Consider the following 18,724-nt stretch of genomic DNA (forward strand, 5'->3'; position numbering starts at 1 on the left):
ATTCGCCGTCAGCCGCGAAATTTTCGTTTGCACGGCATGGGCCGTGCTTACGAAAAGACCCAGCTTTGAGATGTCCAAGGCGGTCTTCCTTGGATAGCTCAAAGTGGGTCCGCAGCGTTCCACGGCGCAATTCCCGGAACCCTCCACAGAACCGGCAGTGAACCACCACACCAACCTACTACCCCATCAAAAATTAAACACAAAAAAAGCTCAGAGAAATCAATCTCCAAGCCAATCCAAAAAATTTAATCTTTAAAATAATATCTAGTAAGCTCAAGCGCAGTCTTGCTCATAAGTTCCTTACCATACTCAGACAAAACAGCCGCAGTAACCTTAGTCCGGTAACTGTACTCGCTCAACAAAGCCAAAATATCATTATAAGTCATATCATGCATCTCATCAGTAAACAGTACTAATTGTAAGTAGTATGACCCCTTATATTCCCATAAATTAGAAATGCCGCTCTCAAGTCTGAGCAGTCTTGCTAATTGGATGTAATCTTCGAAAGTCTTAAACTCAACAATCACAGTTTTCGTAGGTGTATCTGGGTCATTTAGATATGGAGCTGTATCGGCATCATATTCCTCGTGGCCGAGTTCGTTCGCATTGACATTGACCGATTGAACTTGATCGTTGTCTTCAAGCGAATCATTATCTAATGGCAATGAACCTGTGAAATCCTCGTCATTTGACTTGCTAATTAGCAATTCCAAGCCGGCCTTGTTAGGCATGATTTGGAAAGTAACTGGTTCATTGTTTGAAAATGTATGGTTCTTATCAACCTCGTCTAAAATGCTGTAGAAGAATGCTTCAATTTGTTTCTTGTTTCCTAACAAATCTAAAACAGTTACCCCACGTTCCTGCAAATCCTGCGTACTAAGAATGACTCTGATCGTATTTTCATTAATATGATCCATTTCCATCATAGTCACCTCAATTCTTGTATCTACATTTTAACAGTCTTGAGTTTCTTGTAAAGCAAAGAAGTTTGGATAAAACAAAATGAAGGATCTAATTCATGATTAGACCCTTCATTTTCATAGTATTTGGAAATTATAATCCTGCCATCAATTGAGCCTTTTGGAGCTCCATTGTCCGTACGCTTCTTGGCAAGAATCTTCTGATTTCGTCTTCGTTAAAACCTACTTGGAGACGTTTGTCATCCATGATGATAGGACGTTTTAATAGTCCTGGATTCTTTTGTACTAAATCTAAAAGTTGGTCGATCGTAAGATCTTCCAGGTTCATATCTAAGTTTTGGAATGCCTTCGAACGTGTAGAAATAATTTCTTCTGTTCCGTCTTCAGTCATTTGTAATACTTGTTTAATTTCTTCTTTATTTAGTGGTTCGGAATAAATATTTCTTTCCTTGTACGGAATGTCGTGCTTTTCAAGCCAAGCTTTTGCTTTACGGCATGAAGTGCAACTTGGAGATGTATAGATTGTTACCATAATAATCTCTCCTTTTTCACTAAAGTGTGCCAAGGTGATTCCTCAACACAATATATTGTAGCTCATTAAAATTATAAAATCTACACTATTTGAAAATAAATAGCGAATATCTGTTCTGTCGAGCACTAGTTGTGAAAGCATGAACTTTGATTTTTTAAGCAAAAAAGCAAAAATTCACAAGTTGAAATAATCATAAAATTATTCAATCGATAGGATAAAATTAATGATACATCAAATCTAAGTCACTAAGTCTTGTGGTCTAGATCTCTACCTCTAACCCGGTAAATGCATGGATCGTTGGAATATTTTCAGCATATTGCTGAGTTTCTTTCAACATTTGTTCCACATCAACCTTTTGTGGCAAGTGGCTGATCATTAATCTTTTTACTTGGGCAGCTTTGGCTAACTCACCAGTTTCCTTAGTAGTCATATGCCAAATCTTACCGGTCTTATCTTCAGGGAAATTAGTATCTGTGATCAAAAGATCAGTTCCCTTTGCGAAATCAACTAAGCCATCAAAGTATGCTGTATCTGAAGTGTAGACGATCGATTCATCACCTTTCGTGATCTTTATAGCATAAGCTGGCACGGGGTGGATCGTTCTTAAAAATTCGAACTTCAATGATCCAATTTCAGTTGATTCATAATCATTGTAAGCAATACCCTTGCTTACACCATCCATAGTTAATTGAGCGAAATTAACAAAGTCTTGTGTATGACCGTAAATTGGCAAGACATCGTGTTTGCGATTTTGTGGATCTAGTTGCCAATTATATTGCAAGACGCCTAAATCTGCTGTATGGTCGTGGTGATAGTGGGACAGTACGACTGCATCTAGTTGAAGTGGATCGATGTAATTGGATAATTCATTCAATACACCACTTCCACAATCGATCAAAATGTTTTGGTCGCCATCTTGAAGCAAATATCCGGATGTTCCTTGTCCTTTATAAGGATATCCACCATAAAAACCAAGTACTGTAATTAACATATAAACCCTCCAAATTTTTTAGAAAGGATCTCAATAATTATGGACATATCATTAAAGCTAGGCACAGATAATTTTTTAAAAACTCAGCTAACTTCTGCTGATACCTTATTAAAACCCTTATTTGATAGTAAAGGAGACCATCTTTTAATAAAAGAATTAACCACTTCTGGTGACTATCGTAGTCTAAAAGGTGGTTTAAACTCGTCGAAAGATCTCTATTTACTAGTGTACATAAAATTGAATAATGAACAAATATCCATCTTTGAAGATAAAGTCTACTACAAATTTGATGAATTTGTAGAAAAAAATAACGAACCTGCTATTTTCCAAAAACGAGCCGACTTCAAAGAATACTTATTGATCAATAGTTTTCAAAACGAAGAAGACTTAGGATTCTGGAAAAAGCAGATCACTGACTTGATCAAAAATGGCATTCAAGCCGTTTCTAATGAACCATTGAAGTTCTTCAGTCAAGCTTACCAAAAGGAAATTTAAAGCTTATCGGCTACCCCACGCCACGATAAGACGTAGGTCAACACTCCGGTCAGACCATAGAGCACGACGTATGACAGTCCGATCAAGACAAAGGCTCCCACTTTGGGCGTATTTAGCGACAAGTTTAAGACTCCCACAATCAAAAACGACTGGATCAAAGCAAATATCATCGGCAGTCCAAACAGCAAACTAGTCTCTCGTTTAACAATCTGTTTGATCTCTTTTTCAGAAGCACCGATTTTTTTCAAGGTCTTCAATTGGCGCCATTCAAAGTCATCGCGGAGCAATACTTTCAAGGTCAACAAGCTTCCTAATGCGATCAATAATGAGATGCTGAAGATGGTGATCAAAAACAAGAAAAAGCCAGTAGCCTGGCGGACTACATTTTTAGTGACTGCTTGCCGGACGAAACTCATTTGTACGTATTGATTTGTTTTCAAATATTCGCCATACGCCAACTTAGTCGCTTTGGTTTTGGTGATGGTCGACTTATCCAGACTTGATCCGATGTTGACCGTCAAATAATAGCGATGTTTCTTTTGTTGCAATTTTTTGATAACGGCATTAGAAAAATGGTCTGCACCTGAAACGTCCCAACCGTAAAAAGTATCCGAAGCCTCACTATCGATCTGGTGATAATACTCATCTGGTACGATCAACATGTAGCATGAGTACATTCGATTTCCGTAAGGAAACATCGAACCAACTTTACGAGTCGCGATCTTAGGCATATTTTTCACCTGGATCGGATGTCTCGTATCATTATAATTTGGCGTTAAAGCTGATAATTCACTTTTGACTTCTAAGAAATCTCCTGACTTGAGCGGGGGATTTTTTTTCGTTAATCTTTGAGGTAACTTTTGATAATCCGAATTTGACATCACGGAAACTAATCTTGGCACGTAGGCGTTTTCTGAGTAGTCCCAGACCTCAGAAACAGTCCGTTTGATTGGCGTATGGTAACGCCCTTTAACGTGAGTTTTTTGCTTAGTCAGCTGCTTTTCGACCTCTTGAGCCTGGCTTTTATTAGCTGCTAGCTCAAACGAGTATGAGTTTTGATAGTCTTGGTAGACCACTTGATATCCGGCATAACAAAATACTAGTACAGCAACGGCTAAAGCTGATAATTCAGTAATAAACCAAATGATCGAAGTGTTTTTTACTAATCGTTTGTGCAAATATTTGAAAGTGAATAAATTAGTCCCTCGATAAGAAAAAATCTTTAACCGGTCTAAGATTTCCAACACTAACGGCAAAAATCCCTTGAAGACTAAATAACTTCCGAATAAATACAAAATAGCAATGACTAATGTCATCACTAACGACTGATCCAAAGTATCATAATTCCGCCCCATCGTTAACAACTGCAATGTAAGAATTACCCCGGTCAAAAATAGCAATAAACCAAGGACACCTAATAGGGAACGAACGAGCCAGTGATTGTACAGATGCTTCTTCTTATGCTTGTCACGAACTAAAAAGTACGACCGCAACCCATTGAACAAGCTCAAGATAAGAGTTGAATAAAGTCCGACTTGAAGCATGATCCAGACGACTTTTGCAGAATAATAAAACTTGAACGTCAAATCGATCCGCATCAAGTAGACTAGCAACATCCCGACAAATTTTTGCAAAATGAGCGCGACTAGCATTCCGATGATCCATGATATTAGTTGGACGACGAACGTTTCTAAAAAGCTGATCAACGCGATCGTGAATTTGGACATCCCTAATTTGAAGTACGTTCGAAATTCGTTTTTTTGCTGTTCAATGAAAAATCCGCCAACGTAGGCCATGTAGACAAAGGTGAAAAAAGCAAATATGAAGACCATTGCATACATGACTTGTTGGAAGGAAATGTTCCAGTAATGCGACGTTTTCAAGGTTGGATCAACGACTAACATTGCTAACAACGTTAAAACTGCGACGGCGAAAACTGAAGCTAAGACGTAAATGATGTAACTGTCTCGTAATTTATAAAGACTCTTGCGAATAATCTTAAGGTATATTGAAATAGCTGCCACCTCCGATTGTTCGCTGCATGTTGATCACTTGCTCGAAGAATGCGTTCCTATCGCCCGAATTAACGATCTCAGAAAAAACCGAGCCATCTTTGATAAAGACTACCCGACTACAATAACTAGCCGTAAAGGCATCATGTGTCGCCATCAAGATGGTAGTCTTTTCTCGTTGATTAATGATCTGCATATAATTCAACAAGATCGTGGCCGACTTAGAATCTAAGCTTCCGGTCGGTTCATCAGCGAATAAAATCTCGGGATTGTTGATCAAGGCTCGGGCAGCCGAAATTATTTGTCTTTGGCCTAACGAAAGATCATCGATCGAACGATGACTCAATTCGCCGATATCTAGCAGACGGTTCAAATGATCGAACCGTTCTTCGATGACTTTTTTGGAGGAGTGGTTCAAGACTAGTGGCAAGATGATATTTTCTTTCACGTTCAGTGAATCTAATAGTTCGAAACTTTGATAAATAAAGCCCATTTTGTGGCGACGATATTGGGCCAAAGTCTTATCGTGCTGTTGAGTCATATCGATGCTGTCAATAATGATCTGTCCGTGGTCGGGACGTTCGTTGGTCGATATCGCATTCAACAAAGTCGACTTCCCGGCACCAGAAGGACCCATGATCCCGACAAACTCCCCTTGAGCCACTTGGAGGTCGATATCCTTCAAGGCATGGACCGCATTTTTCTTTTTTCCATAGTCTTTAGCAATATTTTTTACAATTATTTGCAAGTGAAACTCCCCATTGATCGAATAATTATTGTTATTATTAAGTAGCGTATACATTTTATCATGAGGGCGGTTTATTATGGCTAAAATAATGATAATTGAAGACGATGCTTCAATTTCAAAATTAATCAGTGAAAATTTATCTAAATGGCAAATGGATCCATACGTGGTCAGTGATTTCTCGACCATCATCGAACAATTTAGTGAACAACAACCTGACCTAGTCTTGCTCGACATTAATTTGCCGGTCCGAGATGGTTACTACTGGAATCAAGAGATCCGCAAGATCTCCAAAGCGCCGATCATAATTATTTCTTCACGAAATTCCAACATGGACCAGATCATGTCGATGAACATGGGCGCCGACGATTTCGTGGAAAAACCTTTTTCGATCGATATTTTGATTGCCAAGATCAATGCCTTGTTACGGCGGACTTATGACTTCACCAAGTCAACTAGCAATATTATCGAACACAATGGTTTGAAGTTGAACTTGTCTGACGGGACCGTTGAGATCGGCGAAAACAAGATCGATCTGTCGAAAAATGAATACAAGCTATTGCAACGACTGTTGAAAGATCAAGGTAAAATCGTTTCTCGAGAACAGCTCCTTAACTTCATGTGGGACGACGAGCGCTTTGTCGACGACAATACTTTGACAGTCAATATCAATCGCTTGCGGAATAAGTTCGACAAAAACGGCTTATCTAATTACATCGTGACCAAAGTCGGTCAAGGATACATCATCCCTTAGGAGGCAATTATGACATTTGGTAAATATTTGCGTGACCACGGGATCTTAATATTAGCGATCATTTTAGGTGTCACCTTTGTCGAATCAATCTTGTACTTGGACCCAAGTGTCCAGTTTGATCAAGGTACCCTGCTGTACAGTTGGTTTTTGGCAATCCTCATTACCGGACTTTGCATTGGCATTTCGTACTTGCGCAAAAAAAGTTGGTATAAAAATCTCGAAAGTTATCAAGAAGACCTCTCCAAGGAACTCAGTGGCGCCAAAAATAACGAACAAAAATTTATTCAAGAAAAAATCAACAACGTTGTCCTCCAATATCGTCAAGAATTGACCGATCTATATCAAGATCAACAAGAACAACGAGAATACACCGAGTCTTGGGTCCACGACATCAAAGTACCACTGGCAGCTTTAAAGTTAGCCTCCGATGACGAATTAGATCCACAGCTTTTAAGCGAGGAAACGGACCAGATCGACTACTTAGTCGACCAAGCACTTTATTTTGCGCGCTTGAACAACTTTTCCAATGACTACTTGATCAAGGAACAAAACTTAAACGACATCGTCAAAAATTCGATCCGCACGAATAAACGTAGTTTCATCAACAAACGGATCGGCATTGAGTTAGACGTGACTGATCAGCCAGTTTTGACCGATTCAAAGTGGTTAAGTTTTATTTTGAATCAGATCATCGCCAACAGTTTGAAATACACCGATTCCGGTGGAAAAGTCAAAGTTTTCACGACTTCGGAAAAACAAAATGTCTTGCTCCACATTAAAGACAACGGGGTCGGCATCAAAACCGAAGACCTTTCGCGAGTCTTCAACAAAGGATTCACCGGCAGCAATGGTCGAGCATCTGGTAGCAAGGCGACCGGTATTGGTCTCTACCTCGTCAAAAAAATGGTCGATCGCTTAGGCCACGAGATCACTATCAATTCTGTAGTAGGACAAGGAACTGAAGTCATCATCACCTTTATGGATCTGCCTTATTACTCTTAAAAAAATACGAACACTAAAAAAACGTCGATCGCATGATCGGCGTTTTTGCTGTTAAATTTTTCGTAAAGTCATCGCATTTATCGCAACGATGATGGTTGAAAGCGACATGATCACAGCTCCTAACGCTGGATTCAAAACAAATCCGATCGGAGCAAGCACTCCTGCAGCTAGTGGCAGAGCAATGATGTTGTAACCTGCTCCCCACCACAGGTTTTCGACCTGTTTCTTGTAAGTCTTTTCAGCCAGCTGCAAAAATTTAGTGATGTCAGCTGGATCACTGTTATAAAGAACGATGTCAGCTGAATCGATAGCCACATCGGTCCCAGCACCAATGGCGACGCCGATAGTAGCACTAGCTAAACTAGGTGCATCATTGATCCCGTCACCGACCATCATCACCTTGTGACCCTCAAGTTCCAAATTACGGATCACCTGATGTTTGTCTTCCGGCAACAATTCAGCTTTAAATTCTTCGATGCCTAATTGCTCCGCAAAAATTTGGGCCGCATGCTTATTGTCACCCGTCAACATGATCGGCGTAATATTGCGAGCCTTCAATTCTTTGATAAATTGAACAGCATTTTTCTTAACTTTATCACCTAAAGCTACCAAGCCAATGACTTGATCATTAGTAACCAGATAACTGATCGTATTACCTTTATCGAGATAAGTTTGTGCTTGTTGAGCATCAAATTTGATCGATTTTTCATTTAAGTATTTCATATTGACCAAGAAATAACTTTGCTTATCAAGCACACCACTCATACCGTAACCTTTGATGGCTTGAACATCGGAAAAAGCAGTCGGCTCGACTTGTTCGCTTTTTGCCTTAGAAACGATACTATTTGCAATCGGATGGCTAGATCCTTGCTCGAGTCCAGCAATCAGTTGCAAGACTTGATCGTCTGTATATTTACTGTCTAAGGCTTTTAAACCGTTGACCGTAAATTCACCTTCAGTCAAAGTTCCCGTCTTGTCCATGGCCACATAATCGATATGACGGCTATTTTCGATAGCTTGATTGTCACGAATGATCAAACCGTTAGTTGCAGCGATCGAAGTACTACGTGACATGACCAAAGGAATTGCTAACCCCAAAGCATGGGGACAGGCGATAACCAAAACCGTCACCAACCGGTTCAAAGCATCACTGACCGAACCAAACACCAACCAGTAGACAAAAGCGATGATTCCGACGATCAGAGCAGCGTAAAAAAGCCAACCAGAAACTTTATCAGCTAAAACTTGCGTCTTAGACTTACTCATTTGTGCATCGGAAACGAGCTTGCTGATCTGCGACAAATAACCTTCGTGGGCTGTCTTAGCAACTTGGATCCTGATCGTACCATCACCGTTGATCGAGCCACCAACTACTTCATCAGAAACGGCTTTTTTAACCGCCTTTGATTCACCAGTGACCAACGATTCGTTAACGTAGCTTTCACCAGAAACGACTACCCCATCAAGCGGGATCGACTCTCCAGCCTTAACTTCGACCACGCTACCAGAAATAACTTGGTTGATGTCTTGTTCAACAACTTTTTCACCCTTAACGAGATGGACACGGTCAGAAACTAACGACGAAATCTTATCCAAAGCACTACCAGCTTGCATCGTCGACTTCATTTCCATCCAGTGACCTAACAACATAATGACGATCAAGGAAGCAAGCTCCCAGAAAAAGTCCATCACATGTTGGTCAGAACCAACTAAATTATTCATAACAAAGGCGTACAAACTGTACAAATAAGCCACCGAAATACCCATCGTGATCAGCATCATCATCGCAGGCTTCTTGGACTTCAATTCAGCATAAGCCCCAGTCAAAAATGGCTTTCCGCCATAAAAATACAAAATAGACGACAAGATCAAAACGATCCAGTCAGAGCCCGGAAATTGTAATTGAAATGGCAAATGCAATCCCATAAACGGCGACAAAATAAAGACGGGAATAGCAAAAATCAATGAGAGCCAAAACTTTTTACGTAAATCTCCCATATCCATCATCATACCACCATGCATCATCATATGGCCATGATCCATATCATGCATCTTCATATCTTCACCAGACATACCGTTCATATCCATAAACTAAGCCTCCCCTAAACAATCACATTCAACGCGCTCAGGTGCAGTCTTCTTCTTCTCTTGAAGCAAGGAAATCATATCATCAATATCACCTTGAGAAATCTCCGAATTACCGATCAGATCCTCAATAGCCTTTCCTTTCTTCATACAGCACAAACTATTAAAAAGCCGATTAACATTTTGATGAATAGCATCACTCTCATCGATCATCGGCGTATAAACATAAGGACGAGCAGACTCATCAGCCCGCAAAAAATCCTTCTTCTGCAAGCGAGTAATCAAAGTCTTAACAGTAGCTTCCTTCCAAGCAGTCTTACGCTTCAAATACAAAATAGCATCCTTACTAGTACCAGAACCCAAAGTCCAAAAAATCCGCATAACACTCCACTCAGCATCACTCATAGTCTCAATATTAGCCATATCAACACCTCCTTAAATTACACTTGTATATTTTATTCAATTACAGTTTACATCCGTAAACTACGAATAGTAAAGGAAAATGCTTGAAAAAAAGAGAGCGGAGAGGCACGGTCAGCTGCTGAGGATTAACGCGTGTAGTCGCACAAGGTGCTGCGAAGCAGCGCCGCGACTACATGTGTTAACCGGAGGCCGCTGTGCCTCGGAGCTCGTTTCCGCTATAAAACGGGCAACGTTTGGCAACAAAACAAAACCAGCAACACCACCGCGAGAGTGCGAGCACCGAGCACGCGAGCCAAAAAAAACTAAAAATGCCCTTGAACTTGCTTTTGAACAAGCTTTTGAACTTACTAACAATCAATAAAAACTGAGATAGACCACAAAATATAGGACGAGCAAATAAAGCCAACTTGCACAATAAAACTCGATCTCCACCCACAAAAAGGGGGGATGCTGCATTATCTAGACGGAGGGGCCCGAGGATACAGCCCTCAGTGGTGAAATAATGGAACGTAAGTGCTAACGCACTTGCGCAACTGGTTCTTGGTGGTGGCTACACCACCGAACAACTAAGGAAGCCAGCGGCTGTATCCCCGGGCCCCGGAGTCGGCAGTGAACCTCCCACCAAACTACTACCACAAACCCAAACACACCAAAAATCACCAACATCCAACCAAAAAAAACGCTTCTCGTCTGCCAAAAACTCTCTCACCTCAAGAAAAAAAGCATCCTTGGAAAAACAAACTCCAAGAATGCTCAAAATCAAATCTAGCGAATAGGACAAGCACCGCCAGCACAATCAGACTGATCAACCAAATCCAAATCCTTCTGATCATGATTATTATTTTCAATAGCAAACTCTTCAGCAACATCACCATGGATCTCACTCAAGCGTTTCAAATAAGTTTCCTTATCAATAGGTTCCTTAGGAGCTTGTTCAAAATCAGCCCCAGTATAAGGCAACAATGAAGTCGACTTAGTAATATTACGATATTGTCTCATCAAAGGTGCGATCTGATCGCCTTCCTCAGGTTGGAAAGTAACTGTACAACTAACGGCATTATCTGACCAGTAAGTTTGTAAGAAAGCTTGTGTAGCAAATTGTTCAGCAATCGAAACATTACCAGCTGAAGCAAAGTTTTCTGAGTCAGCATTTTCAGCTTGAACAGGGAACTCAACACACATAGTGTTCTTAGTATAAACATCAGGTTCAATCTTGTATCCACAAGCCTTCAAAGCTGGAAGCAATGGATCAGAATCTTGGAATCTGATTCTTTGAATCAAGTAACCTGAATAGTGGAAGTGCATACCTTCTGAAACACCAGCAAGTTTAGCAACTGTACCTGATGGTTTAACAGTTGTGTGCTTAACTGACATATTGCAGTTCAAAGTTTCAGAATAATCTCTATCTGCATCCACTACATCTTGATACATTTTTTCAAAAGCTTTAACGATTTCTGGATCATAAATAGGTTTCTTGTATACAGAACCAGTTTCTTGATCAACTGCATCTTCAAAGCCAGTTACTAAACGGTGACCAAAGTTAGTTAGGATCCAGTCTTGGATACCTGACATGGAAACACCGATTCTTCTATTCTTAGCAATGGCATTACGTGAAACTTCCCAGTCGTAATTACTGAATGTAACACGTTTAGTATATCTAGCAGCCAAAGCAAAGGCTTCATCCAAGTTCCAGTCTTGTTCCGTAGCAACTTGTGGGAAAATTTCGAATAAGTTGCAAGGTTCACCGTTACTCAATGAGATCTCACCACAAGGATTAGTACCTTCAACTTCAGGATCAGCATTTTCGTTATAGCCGTCAATAATACGACCATAATGTTTCGACAAATCAAGGTTAACGATACCTGGTTCACCATTATGTCTGATCGAGTCAGCAATTGGTTGGTAATCATTGAACATAGTATCAACAGCCACACTATTGTTTGATGCCCAACGGTGATGATAAAGCTTATCTTTATCTTGTTTCATAGTAATAAAGTCATCGTCTTCTGCTCCACCTAAAGCTAATTCAGCGGAACGACGAACGTTACCAGCAACAACAGTCTTACCGATCATGTTACCCATATCAGTAGCGTCAACTGAAGTAATGTTGTGACCAACTTTGTCATTCAACAAGTTATTGATGTCTTCAAACATTTCGATCAATGGAACAGGACCTGAAGCAGTACCACCAAATCCTTTGATCTTTTCACCCTTAGCACGGATATCAGTAATATCCAAAACTACTTGCGAAGTACGATCAGGATTAGTACCACTGAAGTGGTTATCCATCATAGTTGCGTTACCAACGACCCAACCTTCACGTGAATCAGGAAGGTTGTAGTATCTACCTGCTTCAAGGTCATTCTTTTCGATCCAGTCGTCACGGTCGACAGCACCAGCAGCGATAGATTCGTCATAAGAAGCGCTTTCTTTACCGATCAAAACAACCAAATCAGTCTTAACATCAACTTCTGGGATTTGTTTAACGTTGTCTGGAACAACAGAAAAACCAACGCCGCCACCCTTCATCAATTGATCGAACATAAATGAATAAGGCATAGAAACAGCCTTTTGATCTTGATCCAAGTATTCAGGCACGATATGGCTATCACCATATTTTTGTGGTCTAACAGCAATAAACCAGCAATTGTTAAGAGCATCACCATTTCTATCTTGATATTCAGTACCAGAGATCCAGAGGTTTCTTCCTGATGGTGTAGCTGCCAATCCGTAAACTAGCTTGTACAAGTTCTGAGCTTCTTCAACTAATTCGTTGTAAACGTCTGTACTAATGGTCTTAGCATGCAAACGAGGATCGAGGTTAATATTACCTTCGATCACACGCTTAACAGTTTCATCCCAGTTTTCAGTACGTCCAAGTTTAGGAATGTAACGTGCATAAGTTCTTTTATATGTAACCCACCCGAGTTCGCCCCAGTGTGGTTTAATTTCTTCTTTAACTTGGTCAATAAATGATTGACTAAGTTCAATTTTAGTTTTAATGATGTCCATCAAGCTCACCTCAAAAAATATTTAACACAACATATGGTATCTCTTTTAAATGAACTTAACAACATCTAGTATAAAAAATTATTTTTTCCAAAAGTGCGTGAAACAAAATTTATCACCTGACCCACTCCGCATAAAATCTATGTGAAACGGTGTCAAGTACCAATTTAAAAATCACCCAAATCAACCCCAAAAAATATTTTTATCAAAAAACACCCTTGCAATTCGACCAAAACAATGAATCTCATGAGGACATCTTTTCAAAATCCGACTACTCCAAAAACCCACAATTTTCAAGGCTTTTTTCAACAAAAAAGAAAAGGAAAACCACCATTTCCAAACACCCAAAAATGGCAAAATAAGCTCATCACAGCTCATAAAGAGATAGCAATAACCCAGTCGGCAATAATTAAAAAAAGAGCTACAATCGCAAAATAACCCCCAAAAAAGCGAAAAACACAGCCTTTAGATAAAAATGAATAAGAATGACATAGCAAAAACCAAAACCACAAGATGTAGTGCGAGAGTGCAAAGCACGCGAGCTCCGAAGAAAAAGAAAAAAGCATTCAATCTAAAAAGCACCACAACATCTTGTACCATAAGTTAAAAGATTCAAGTAATGATGAAATCACCAGAAACTATCTTTGAACTAGTTCTTAAAAAAGACATTGAATGTTTTTTGAACTTACCAACAATCAAAGGAACTGAGATAGACCACAAGATATAGGACGCGCAAATACCGCCAACTTGCACTATAAAACTCGGTCCCCACCCACAAAAAGGGGGATTGTTGCACTATCTAGACGGAGGGGCCCGGGGATACAGACCTCAGCACCTAAATTATTGTTAGCGATTTATCGCTTACAATAAGACTCGTATTTGAGATTTGCGAAGTGATCTCCTTCGGAAAGCTCAAATCGACGTCAGGTGCGTTCCAGCGTCTGTATCCCCGGGCCCCGGAGTCGGCAGTGAACCACCACACCAAACTACTACTTCTATCCCACCAAACAAACATCAAAACATCAAAACATCAACCAAGCAAAACGCAACGAGTCTGCCAAAAACTCTCTCACCTCAAGCACACCTGCACAAAAAAAAGCTCCAGGTCATCCGACCCAGAGCAATCAAAACATCAAAACTACTTGAGATATTCCTCAACCAATTTCTTATTATCTTCGTTAGTAATCGACTCAGTAACAGCACGTTCTGCCAAATCCTTAAGATCAGCAGTACTCAACTTCTTCATCAAGCTACGAACACGTAGCACAGAAGTTGCGCTCATAGAATACTCGTCTAGTCCCATGCCGAGAAGAAGAGGCACCATAACATTGTCACCAGCAGCTTCTCCACACATACCAGCCCATTTACCTTCCTTATGAGCAGAATCAATAACATGCTTAACCAATCTAAGAATAGATGGGTTATATGGTTGATACAAGTAAGATACACGATCATTACCTCTATCAGCAGCCATAGTATATTGAATCAAATCATTAGTACCAATACTGAAGAAGTCAACTTCCTTAGCAAATTGATCAGCTAAGACAGCAGCAGCAGGAACTTCCATCATCATACCCAATTGAATATCGTCAGAAACCTTTGTCCCATCAGCTACTAATTTGGCTTTTTCTTCTTCGAACACTTTCTTAGCGTCACGGAATTCATTAAGAGTACCGATCATTGGGAACATGATACGTAAGTTACCGAATGCTGATGCACGGAGTAAGGCACGTAATTGTGTTCGGAAAATATCTTGGCGATCCAAACTAATACGGATGGCACGATATCCTAAGAATGGGTTCATTTCTTCTGGAAGTGGAAGATATGGTAAGTGTTTGTCACCACCGATATCCATTGTACGGACAACGACTGGCTTACCTTTCATACCTTCAAGGACCTTCTTGTAAGCTTCAAACTGATCATCTTCAGTTGGAAGTTCATCAGATTGCATATACAAGAATTCAGTACGGTATAAACCGATACCTTCAGCACCGTTTTCAATAACACCTTGTAAATCATCAGGTGTACCGATATTAGCAGCAACATCAAAGTGTTTGCCATCAGCAGTAACAGTAGCTTCGTCTTTGAGTTTTTCCCATTCAGCCTTTTCGGCAGCGAAGTCACTAGCTAATTTCTGGTAGTGTTTAACATCTTCGTCTGAAGGATCCAAAATAGCAGCACCATTTAGACCGTCGACGATGATCTTGTCACCATCTTTAGCATCTTTTGTGATCGAGTCAGTACCAACTACGGCCGGCAATTCAAGAGAACGAGCCATGATAGCTGAGTGAGCTGTACGACCACCAACATCTGTTACAAAGCCTTTGACGTATTTCTTATTTAGTTGTGCGGTATCACTAGGAGTTAAATCGTGTGCTACGATAATAACTTCGCGATCTATTAATGAAGGATTAGGTAATTCTACACCCAACAAATGAGCCATCACACGTTTCGTAACATCACGAACATCGGCAGCTCTTTCTTGCATGTAGGCATTATCAGTCATACCTTCAAAAATTTGGATAAAGTTATTTGAAACATCGCTAAGTGCTTGTTCAGCATTAACGCTTTGATCTTTGATTTGTTGCTCAACGGCTCCAGTAAATTCTGGATCAGCTAGAATCATCTTGTGGGCATCAAAAACTTGAGCTTCATCGTCACCAAGAGATTCTTTAGCAATATCTCGGATCTTAGTAAGCTCTTCGTCTGATTTTGCAATAGCATCTTTCAAACGACCGATTTCAGCATCAGCGTCTGAGATAGATTTCTTGTCGAAAGATAAATCTGGTTGAACTAAAAGGTAAGCTTCCGCAGTGGCAATTCCATCACTGGCTGCAATTCCCTTGATAGTTTGAACCATTATTCAGCAAGTCCTTCCTTTGTCATTGTTTCTGAAATAGCTGAGATAGCATCTGAAGCATCGTCACCATCAGCTGTAATTGTAACATCTGATCCTTGGCCTACACCGAGTGACATAACACCCATGATTGACTTAAGGTTTACAGACTTACCATTGAATTCAATGTTGATGTCTGAACTGAATTTGCTGGCTGTTTGAACCAACATTGTTGCTGGACGTGCGTGGATTCCTGTTTCTGCGATAATGTGAAAGTCTTTGTTTTCCATAGTTAATACCTCTTCATATTCTAAAAATTATGTAGATATTCTACAATCTTCATCCTTTAATTTACCATTATATACCATTGTTCTCAAGTATTTTCTATCGTTTTAACGGCGCTAGAGCCTAATATCATTGGCTGTACAACGCTTTCAGGCTTGTAATGAAAATAACGGATTATTATTTTTTTTGAAAGACATTATTATAGTAGAAATAAATTTTTTTGAAATTCCAAGGCTTAGCACTTGCATAGCCAGAGTGCTAATCGTATACTATCGTTGTATTCTGAAATAAGGAAAGGTGGGGTGCGAATGCTCTGTCAGAATTGCCACAAGAATGAGGCAACTATTCACTTATATACGAGCGTCAACGGCAAACGTACCGAAGTAAATCTTTGCCAAGACTGCTATCAGAAATTAAGAAATCAAGCAAGTGAGGGTAATAATAATATGGCAGGAAATCCATACGGCTTTTCTAGTTTTGAAGACCTCTTCAATGCGATGAATGGTGGCCAAGGCCAACCTAATGGTTTTGAACAACAAGGTCCCCAAACACAGTCCGGTTTAGGTGGCGATGGCAACCGTGGTGGTCGTCGCGAAGGAAATGGCGTGCTTGACCAATACGGTGTCGATTTAACTGAACAAGCTAAAAAGGGTCAGATCGACCCAGTCATCGGCCGTGATAAAGAAATCAACCGTGTAATCGAAATATTAAATAGAAGAACTAAGAACAACCCAGTATTGATCGGTGAAGCTGGTGTTGGTAAGACAGCTGTCGTTGAAGGATTAGCACAAAAGATCGTCGACGGCGATGTCCCTGAAAAATTAACTAAAAAACATGTTATCCGTTTAGATGTTGTATCACTAGTTCAAGGAACTGGCGTTAGAGGTCAATTCGAACAACGTATGCAACAATTGATCCAAGAATTGCAAAAGAATCAAAACATCATCTTATTCATTGATGAAATTCACGAGATCGTGGGGGCTGGTAACGCTGAAGGTGGAATGGATGCCGGAAACGTTTTGAAGCCTGCCCTAGCCCGTGGTGATCTTCAATTGGTTGGTGCAACTACCTTAAATGAGTATCGGACAATCGAAAAAGATTCAGCACTTGAACGTCGTTTACAACCAGTTCAAGTTAGTGAGCCTTCAGTCGATGAAACAATCCAAATCTTAAAAGGTTTACAACCTAAGTACGAAGATTATCATCACGTTAAATTCTCTGAAGAAGCTATTCGTGGTGCTGCTGAATTATCAGCTAGATACATCCAAGATAGATTCCTTCCTGATAAGGCTATCGATTTGATCGATGAAGCTGGTTCAAAGAAGAACTTACAAATCAATCACGTTGACATGTCAGACCTTGAAAACAAGATCTCTGATGCCGAAGTTCAAAAGCAAGCTGCCCTTCGTAACGAAGATTATGAAAAAGCCGCTTACTACCGTGATCAAGTAACTAAGTTTCAAGATATGAAAGATAACGCTAAGAAAGAACCAGAAACGAATTCAACCGTTACTGAAAAAGATATTGAAAAGATCGTTGAAGAAAAAACTAACATCCCTGTCGGCGAATTGAAGTCTAACGAACAAGCACAATTGAAGAATCTTGAACCCGATCTTAAAGCTCATTTGATCGGACAAGACCAAGCAGTTGGCGAAGTAGCTAGAGCCATTCGTCGTAATAGAGTTGGTTTCAACAAATCTGGACGTCCAATCGGTTCATTCCTATTCGTAGGACCTACCGGTGTTGGTAAGACTGAATTGGCTAAGCAATTAGCTAAGGAACTCTTCGGAACAGAAGATTCAATGATCAGATTCGATATGTCTGAGTACATGGAAAAGTATTCAGTTTCTAAATTGATCGGTTCACCTCCAGGGTATGTTGGTTACGAAGAAGCTGGTCAATTGACTGAAAAAGTTCGTCGTAATCCATACAGCTTGATCCTACTAGACGAGGTTGAAAAAGCTCACCCTGATGTTATGCACATGTTCTTGCAGATCCTTGATGATGGTCGTTTGACTGATTCACAAGGAAGAACCGTCAGCTTTAAAGATACTATCATTATCATGACTTCTAATGCGGGTCAAGGTGATACATCTGAAGCTAGTGTTGGATTTGGTGCTGAAACATCTGGTAATACTCATTCAATCTTGGATAAGTTGTCAGACTACTTCAAACCTGAATTCTTGAACAGATTCGACGGTATCGTCGAGTTCAACCCATTAACTAAGGCAAACTTAGTTAAGATCGTTGACTTGATGCTTGAAGACACTAATGCCATGATTGCTGATCAAGGCCTCTCAATTCACGTAACTAAAGATGCTAAAGAAAAACTAGTTGATCTTGGTTACAACCCTAAGATGGGTGCTCGTCCACTCAGAAGAGTTATCGAAGAGCAAATTGAAGATAAAGTTGCCGACTACTACTTGAACAATCCTAAAGATACTCAACTAGAAGCTAAACTTTCAAAAGGCGAAATCGTCATCGGTAAAGCAGCCACAGAACCTGCTACTACTACAAAACCAACTGAGTAAAAATTAAGAGAGTGCAAGGAGATGCCCAGCTGCTGAGGATTTAGGGACTATCAGCACTGGAGTGCTGCGGAGCAGTGCTCGCTGAAAGTTTCTAAACCGGAGGC

The 18,724-nt window shown here is 40.2% G+C and carries 14 protein-coding genes; 4 read left to right on the forward strand and 10 right to left on the reverse strand.

Features of this window, described 5'->3' with window-relative positions:
* Positions 1-245: 245 nt before the first annotated feature.
* From EKM69_RS03945 to EKM69_RS03955, 3 genes are all read right to left on the reverse strand, one after another.
* Positions 246-923 (reverse strand): adaptor protein MecA, encoded by a 678-nt coding sequence (locus EKM69_RS03945; protein ID WP_125708549.1) that lies wholly within the window; start codon positions 921-923, stop codon positions 246-248.
* Between the two features lie 130 nt (positions 924-1,053).
* Complete coding sequence (spxA, locus tag EKM69_RS03950; protein ID WP_125708352.1) at positions 1,054-1,452, reverse strand: transcriptional regulator SpxA; 399 nt, start codon at positions 1,450-1,452, stop codon at positions 1,054-1,056.
* 259 nt (positions 1,453-1,711) lie between these two features.
* Entirely contained in the window at positions 1,712-2,443 is a 732-nt protein-coding gene (locus tag EKM69_RS03955; protein WP_125708354.1) for an MBL fold metallo-hydrolase, read from the reverse strand.
* A 39-nt stretch (positions 2,444-2,482) separates the two neighbouring features.
* Here EKM69_RS03955 and EKM69_RS03960 point away from each other — a divergent pair, with 39 nt between their 5' ends.
* Positions 2,483-2,938 carry a hypothetical protein gene (locus EKM69_RS03960; RefSeq protein WP_125708356.1) on the forward strand — a complete coding sequence of 152 codons (456 nt, stop codon included), beginning with the start codon at positions 2,483-2,485 and terminating at the stop codon, positions 2,936-2,938.
* On the opposite strand, the gene EKM69_RS03965 is transcribed toward EKM69_RS03960, so the two are convergent.
* Entirely contained in the window at positions 2,935-4,962 is a 2,028-nt protein-coding gene (locus tag EKM69_RS03965; RefSeq protein ID WP_125708359.1) for an ABC transporter permease family protein, read from the reverse strand. The two genes, EKM69_RS03960 and EKM69_RS03965, sit on opposite strands and share 4 nt — an antisense overlap.
* Positions 4,937-5,752 carry an ABC transporter ATP-binding protein gene (locus EKM69_RS03970; RefSeq protein ID WP_125708361.1) on the reverse strand — a complete coding sequence of 272 codons (816 nt, stop codon included), beginning with the start codon at positions 5,750-5,752 and terminating at the stop codon, positions 4,937-4,939. Before EKM69_RS03970 ends, EKM69_RS03965 begins: the two co-directional genes overlap by 26 nt.
* Before the next feature lie 22 nt (positions 5,753-5,774).
* Here EKM69_RS03970 and EKM69_RS03975 point away from each other — a divergent pair, with 22 nt between their 5' ends.
* Positions 5,775-6,449 (forward strand): response regulator transcription factor, encoded by a 675-nt coding sequence (locus EKM69_RS03975; protein WP_125708363.1) that lies wholly within the window; start codon positions 5,775-5,777, stop codon positions 6,447-6,449.
* Positions 6,450-6,458: 9 nt separating this feature from the next.
* Positions 6,459-7,451 (forward strand): sensor histidine kinase, encoded by a 993-nt coding sequence (locus tag EKM69_RS03980; RefSeq protein WP_125708365.1) that lies wholly within the window; start codon positions 6,459-6,461, stop codon positions 7,449-7,451.
* A 51-nt stretch (positions 7,452-7,502) separates the two neighbouring features.
* On the opposite strand, the gene EKM69_RS03985 is transcribed toward EKM69_RS03980, so the two are convergent.
* The 5 genes from EKM69_RS03985 to EKM69_RS04010 form a co-directional block, all read right to left on the reverse strand.
* The gene (locus tag EKM69_RS03985) at positions 7,503-9,539 is read right to left on the reverse strand and encodes a heavy metal translocating P-type ATPase (RefSeq protein ID WP_225423831.1); all 2,037 of its coding nucleotides are present in this window, start codon (positions 9,537-9,539) and stop codon (positions 7,503-7,505) included.
* Between the two features lie 3 nt (positions 9,540-9,542).
* Positions 9,543-9,959 (reverse strand): CopY/TcrY family copper transport repressor, encoded by a 417-nt coding sequence (locus EKM69_RS03990; protein WP_125708367.1) that lies wholly within the window; start codon positions 9,957-9,959, stop codon positions 9,543-9,545.
* A 765-nt stretch (positions 9,960-10,724) separates the two neighbouring features.
* Positions 10,725-12,971, reverse strand: a complete 2,247-nt coding sequence (nrdJ, locus tag EKM69_RS03995; protein WP_125708369.1) for a ribonucleoside-triphosphate reductase, adenosylcobalamin-dependent — start codon at positions 12,969-12,971, stop codon at positions 10,725-10,727.
* Between the two features lie 1,135 nt (positions 12,972-14,106).
* Entirely contained in the window at positions 14,107-15,828 is a 1,722-nt protein-coding gene (ptsP, locus tag EKM69_RS04005; protein ID WP_125708373.1) for a phosphoenolpyruvate--protein phosphotransferase, read from the reverse strand.
* Positions 15,828-16,094 carry a phosphocarrier protein HPr gene (locus EKM69_RS04010; protein WP_125708375.1) on the reverse strand — a complete coding sequence of 89 codons (267 nt, stop codon included), beginning with the start codon at positions 16,092-16,094 and terminating at the stop codon, positions 15,828-15,830. The genes ptsP and EKM69_RS04010 overlap by 1 nt, the downstream gene beginning before the upstream one ends.
* A gap of 303 nt (positions 16,095-16,397) precedes the next feature.
* Between EKM69_RS04010 and EKM69_RS04015 the strand changes: the two genes are divergently transcribed.
* Positions 16,398-18,620 (forward strand): ATP-dependent Clp protease ATP-binding subunit, encoded by a 2,223-nt coding sequence (locus EKM69_RS04015; RefSeq protein ID WP_125708377.1) that lies wholly within the window; start codon positions 16,398-16,400, stop codon positions 18,618-18,620.
* The last annotated feature ends 104 nt before the right edge of the window (positions 18,621-18,724 follow it).

Source organism: Companilactobacillus zhongbaensis, assembly GCF_003946515.1.
GTDB lineage: Bacteria > Bacillota > Bacilli > Lactobacillales > Lactobacillaceae > Companilactobacillus > Companilactobacillus zhongbaensis.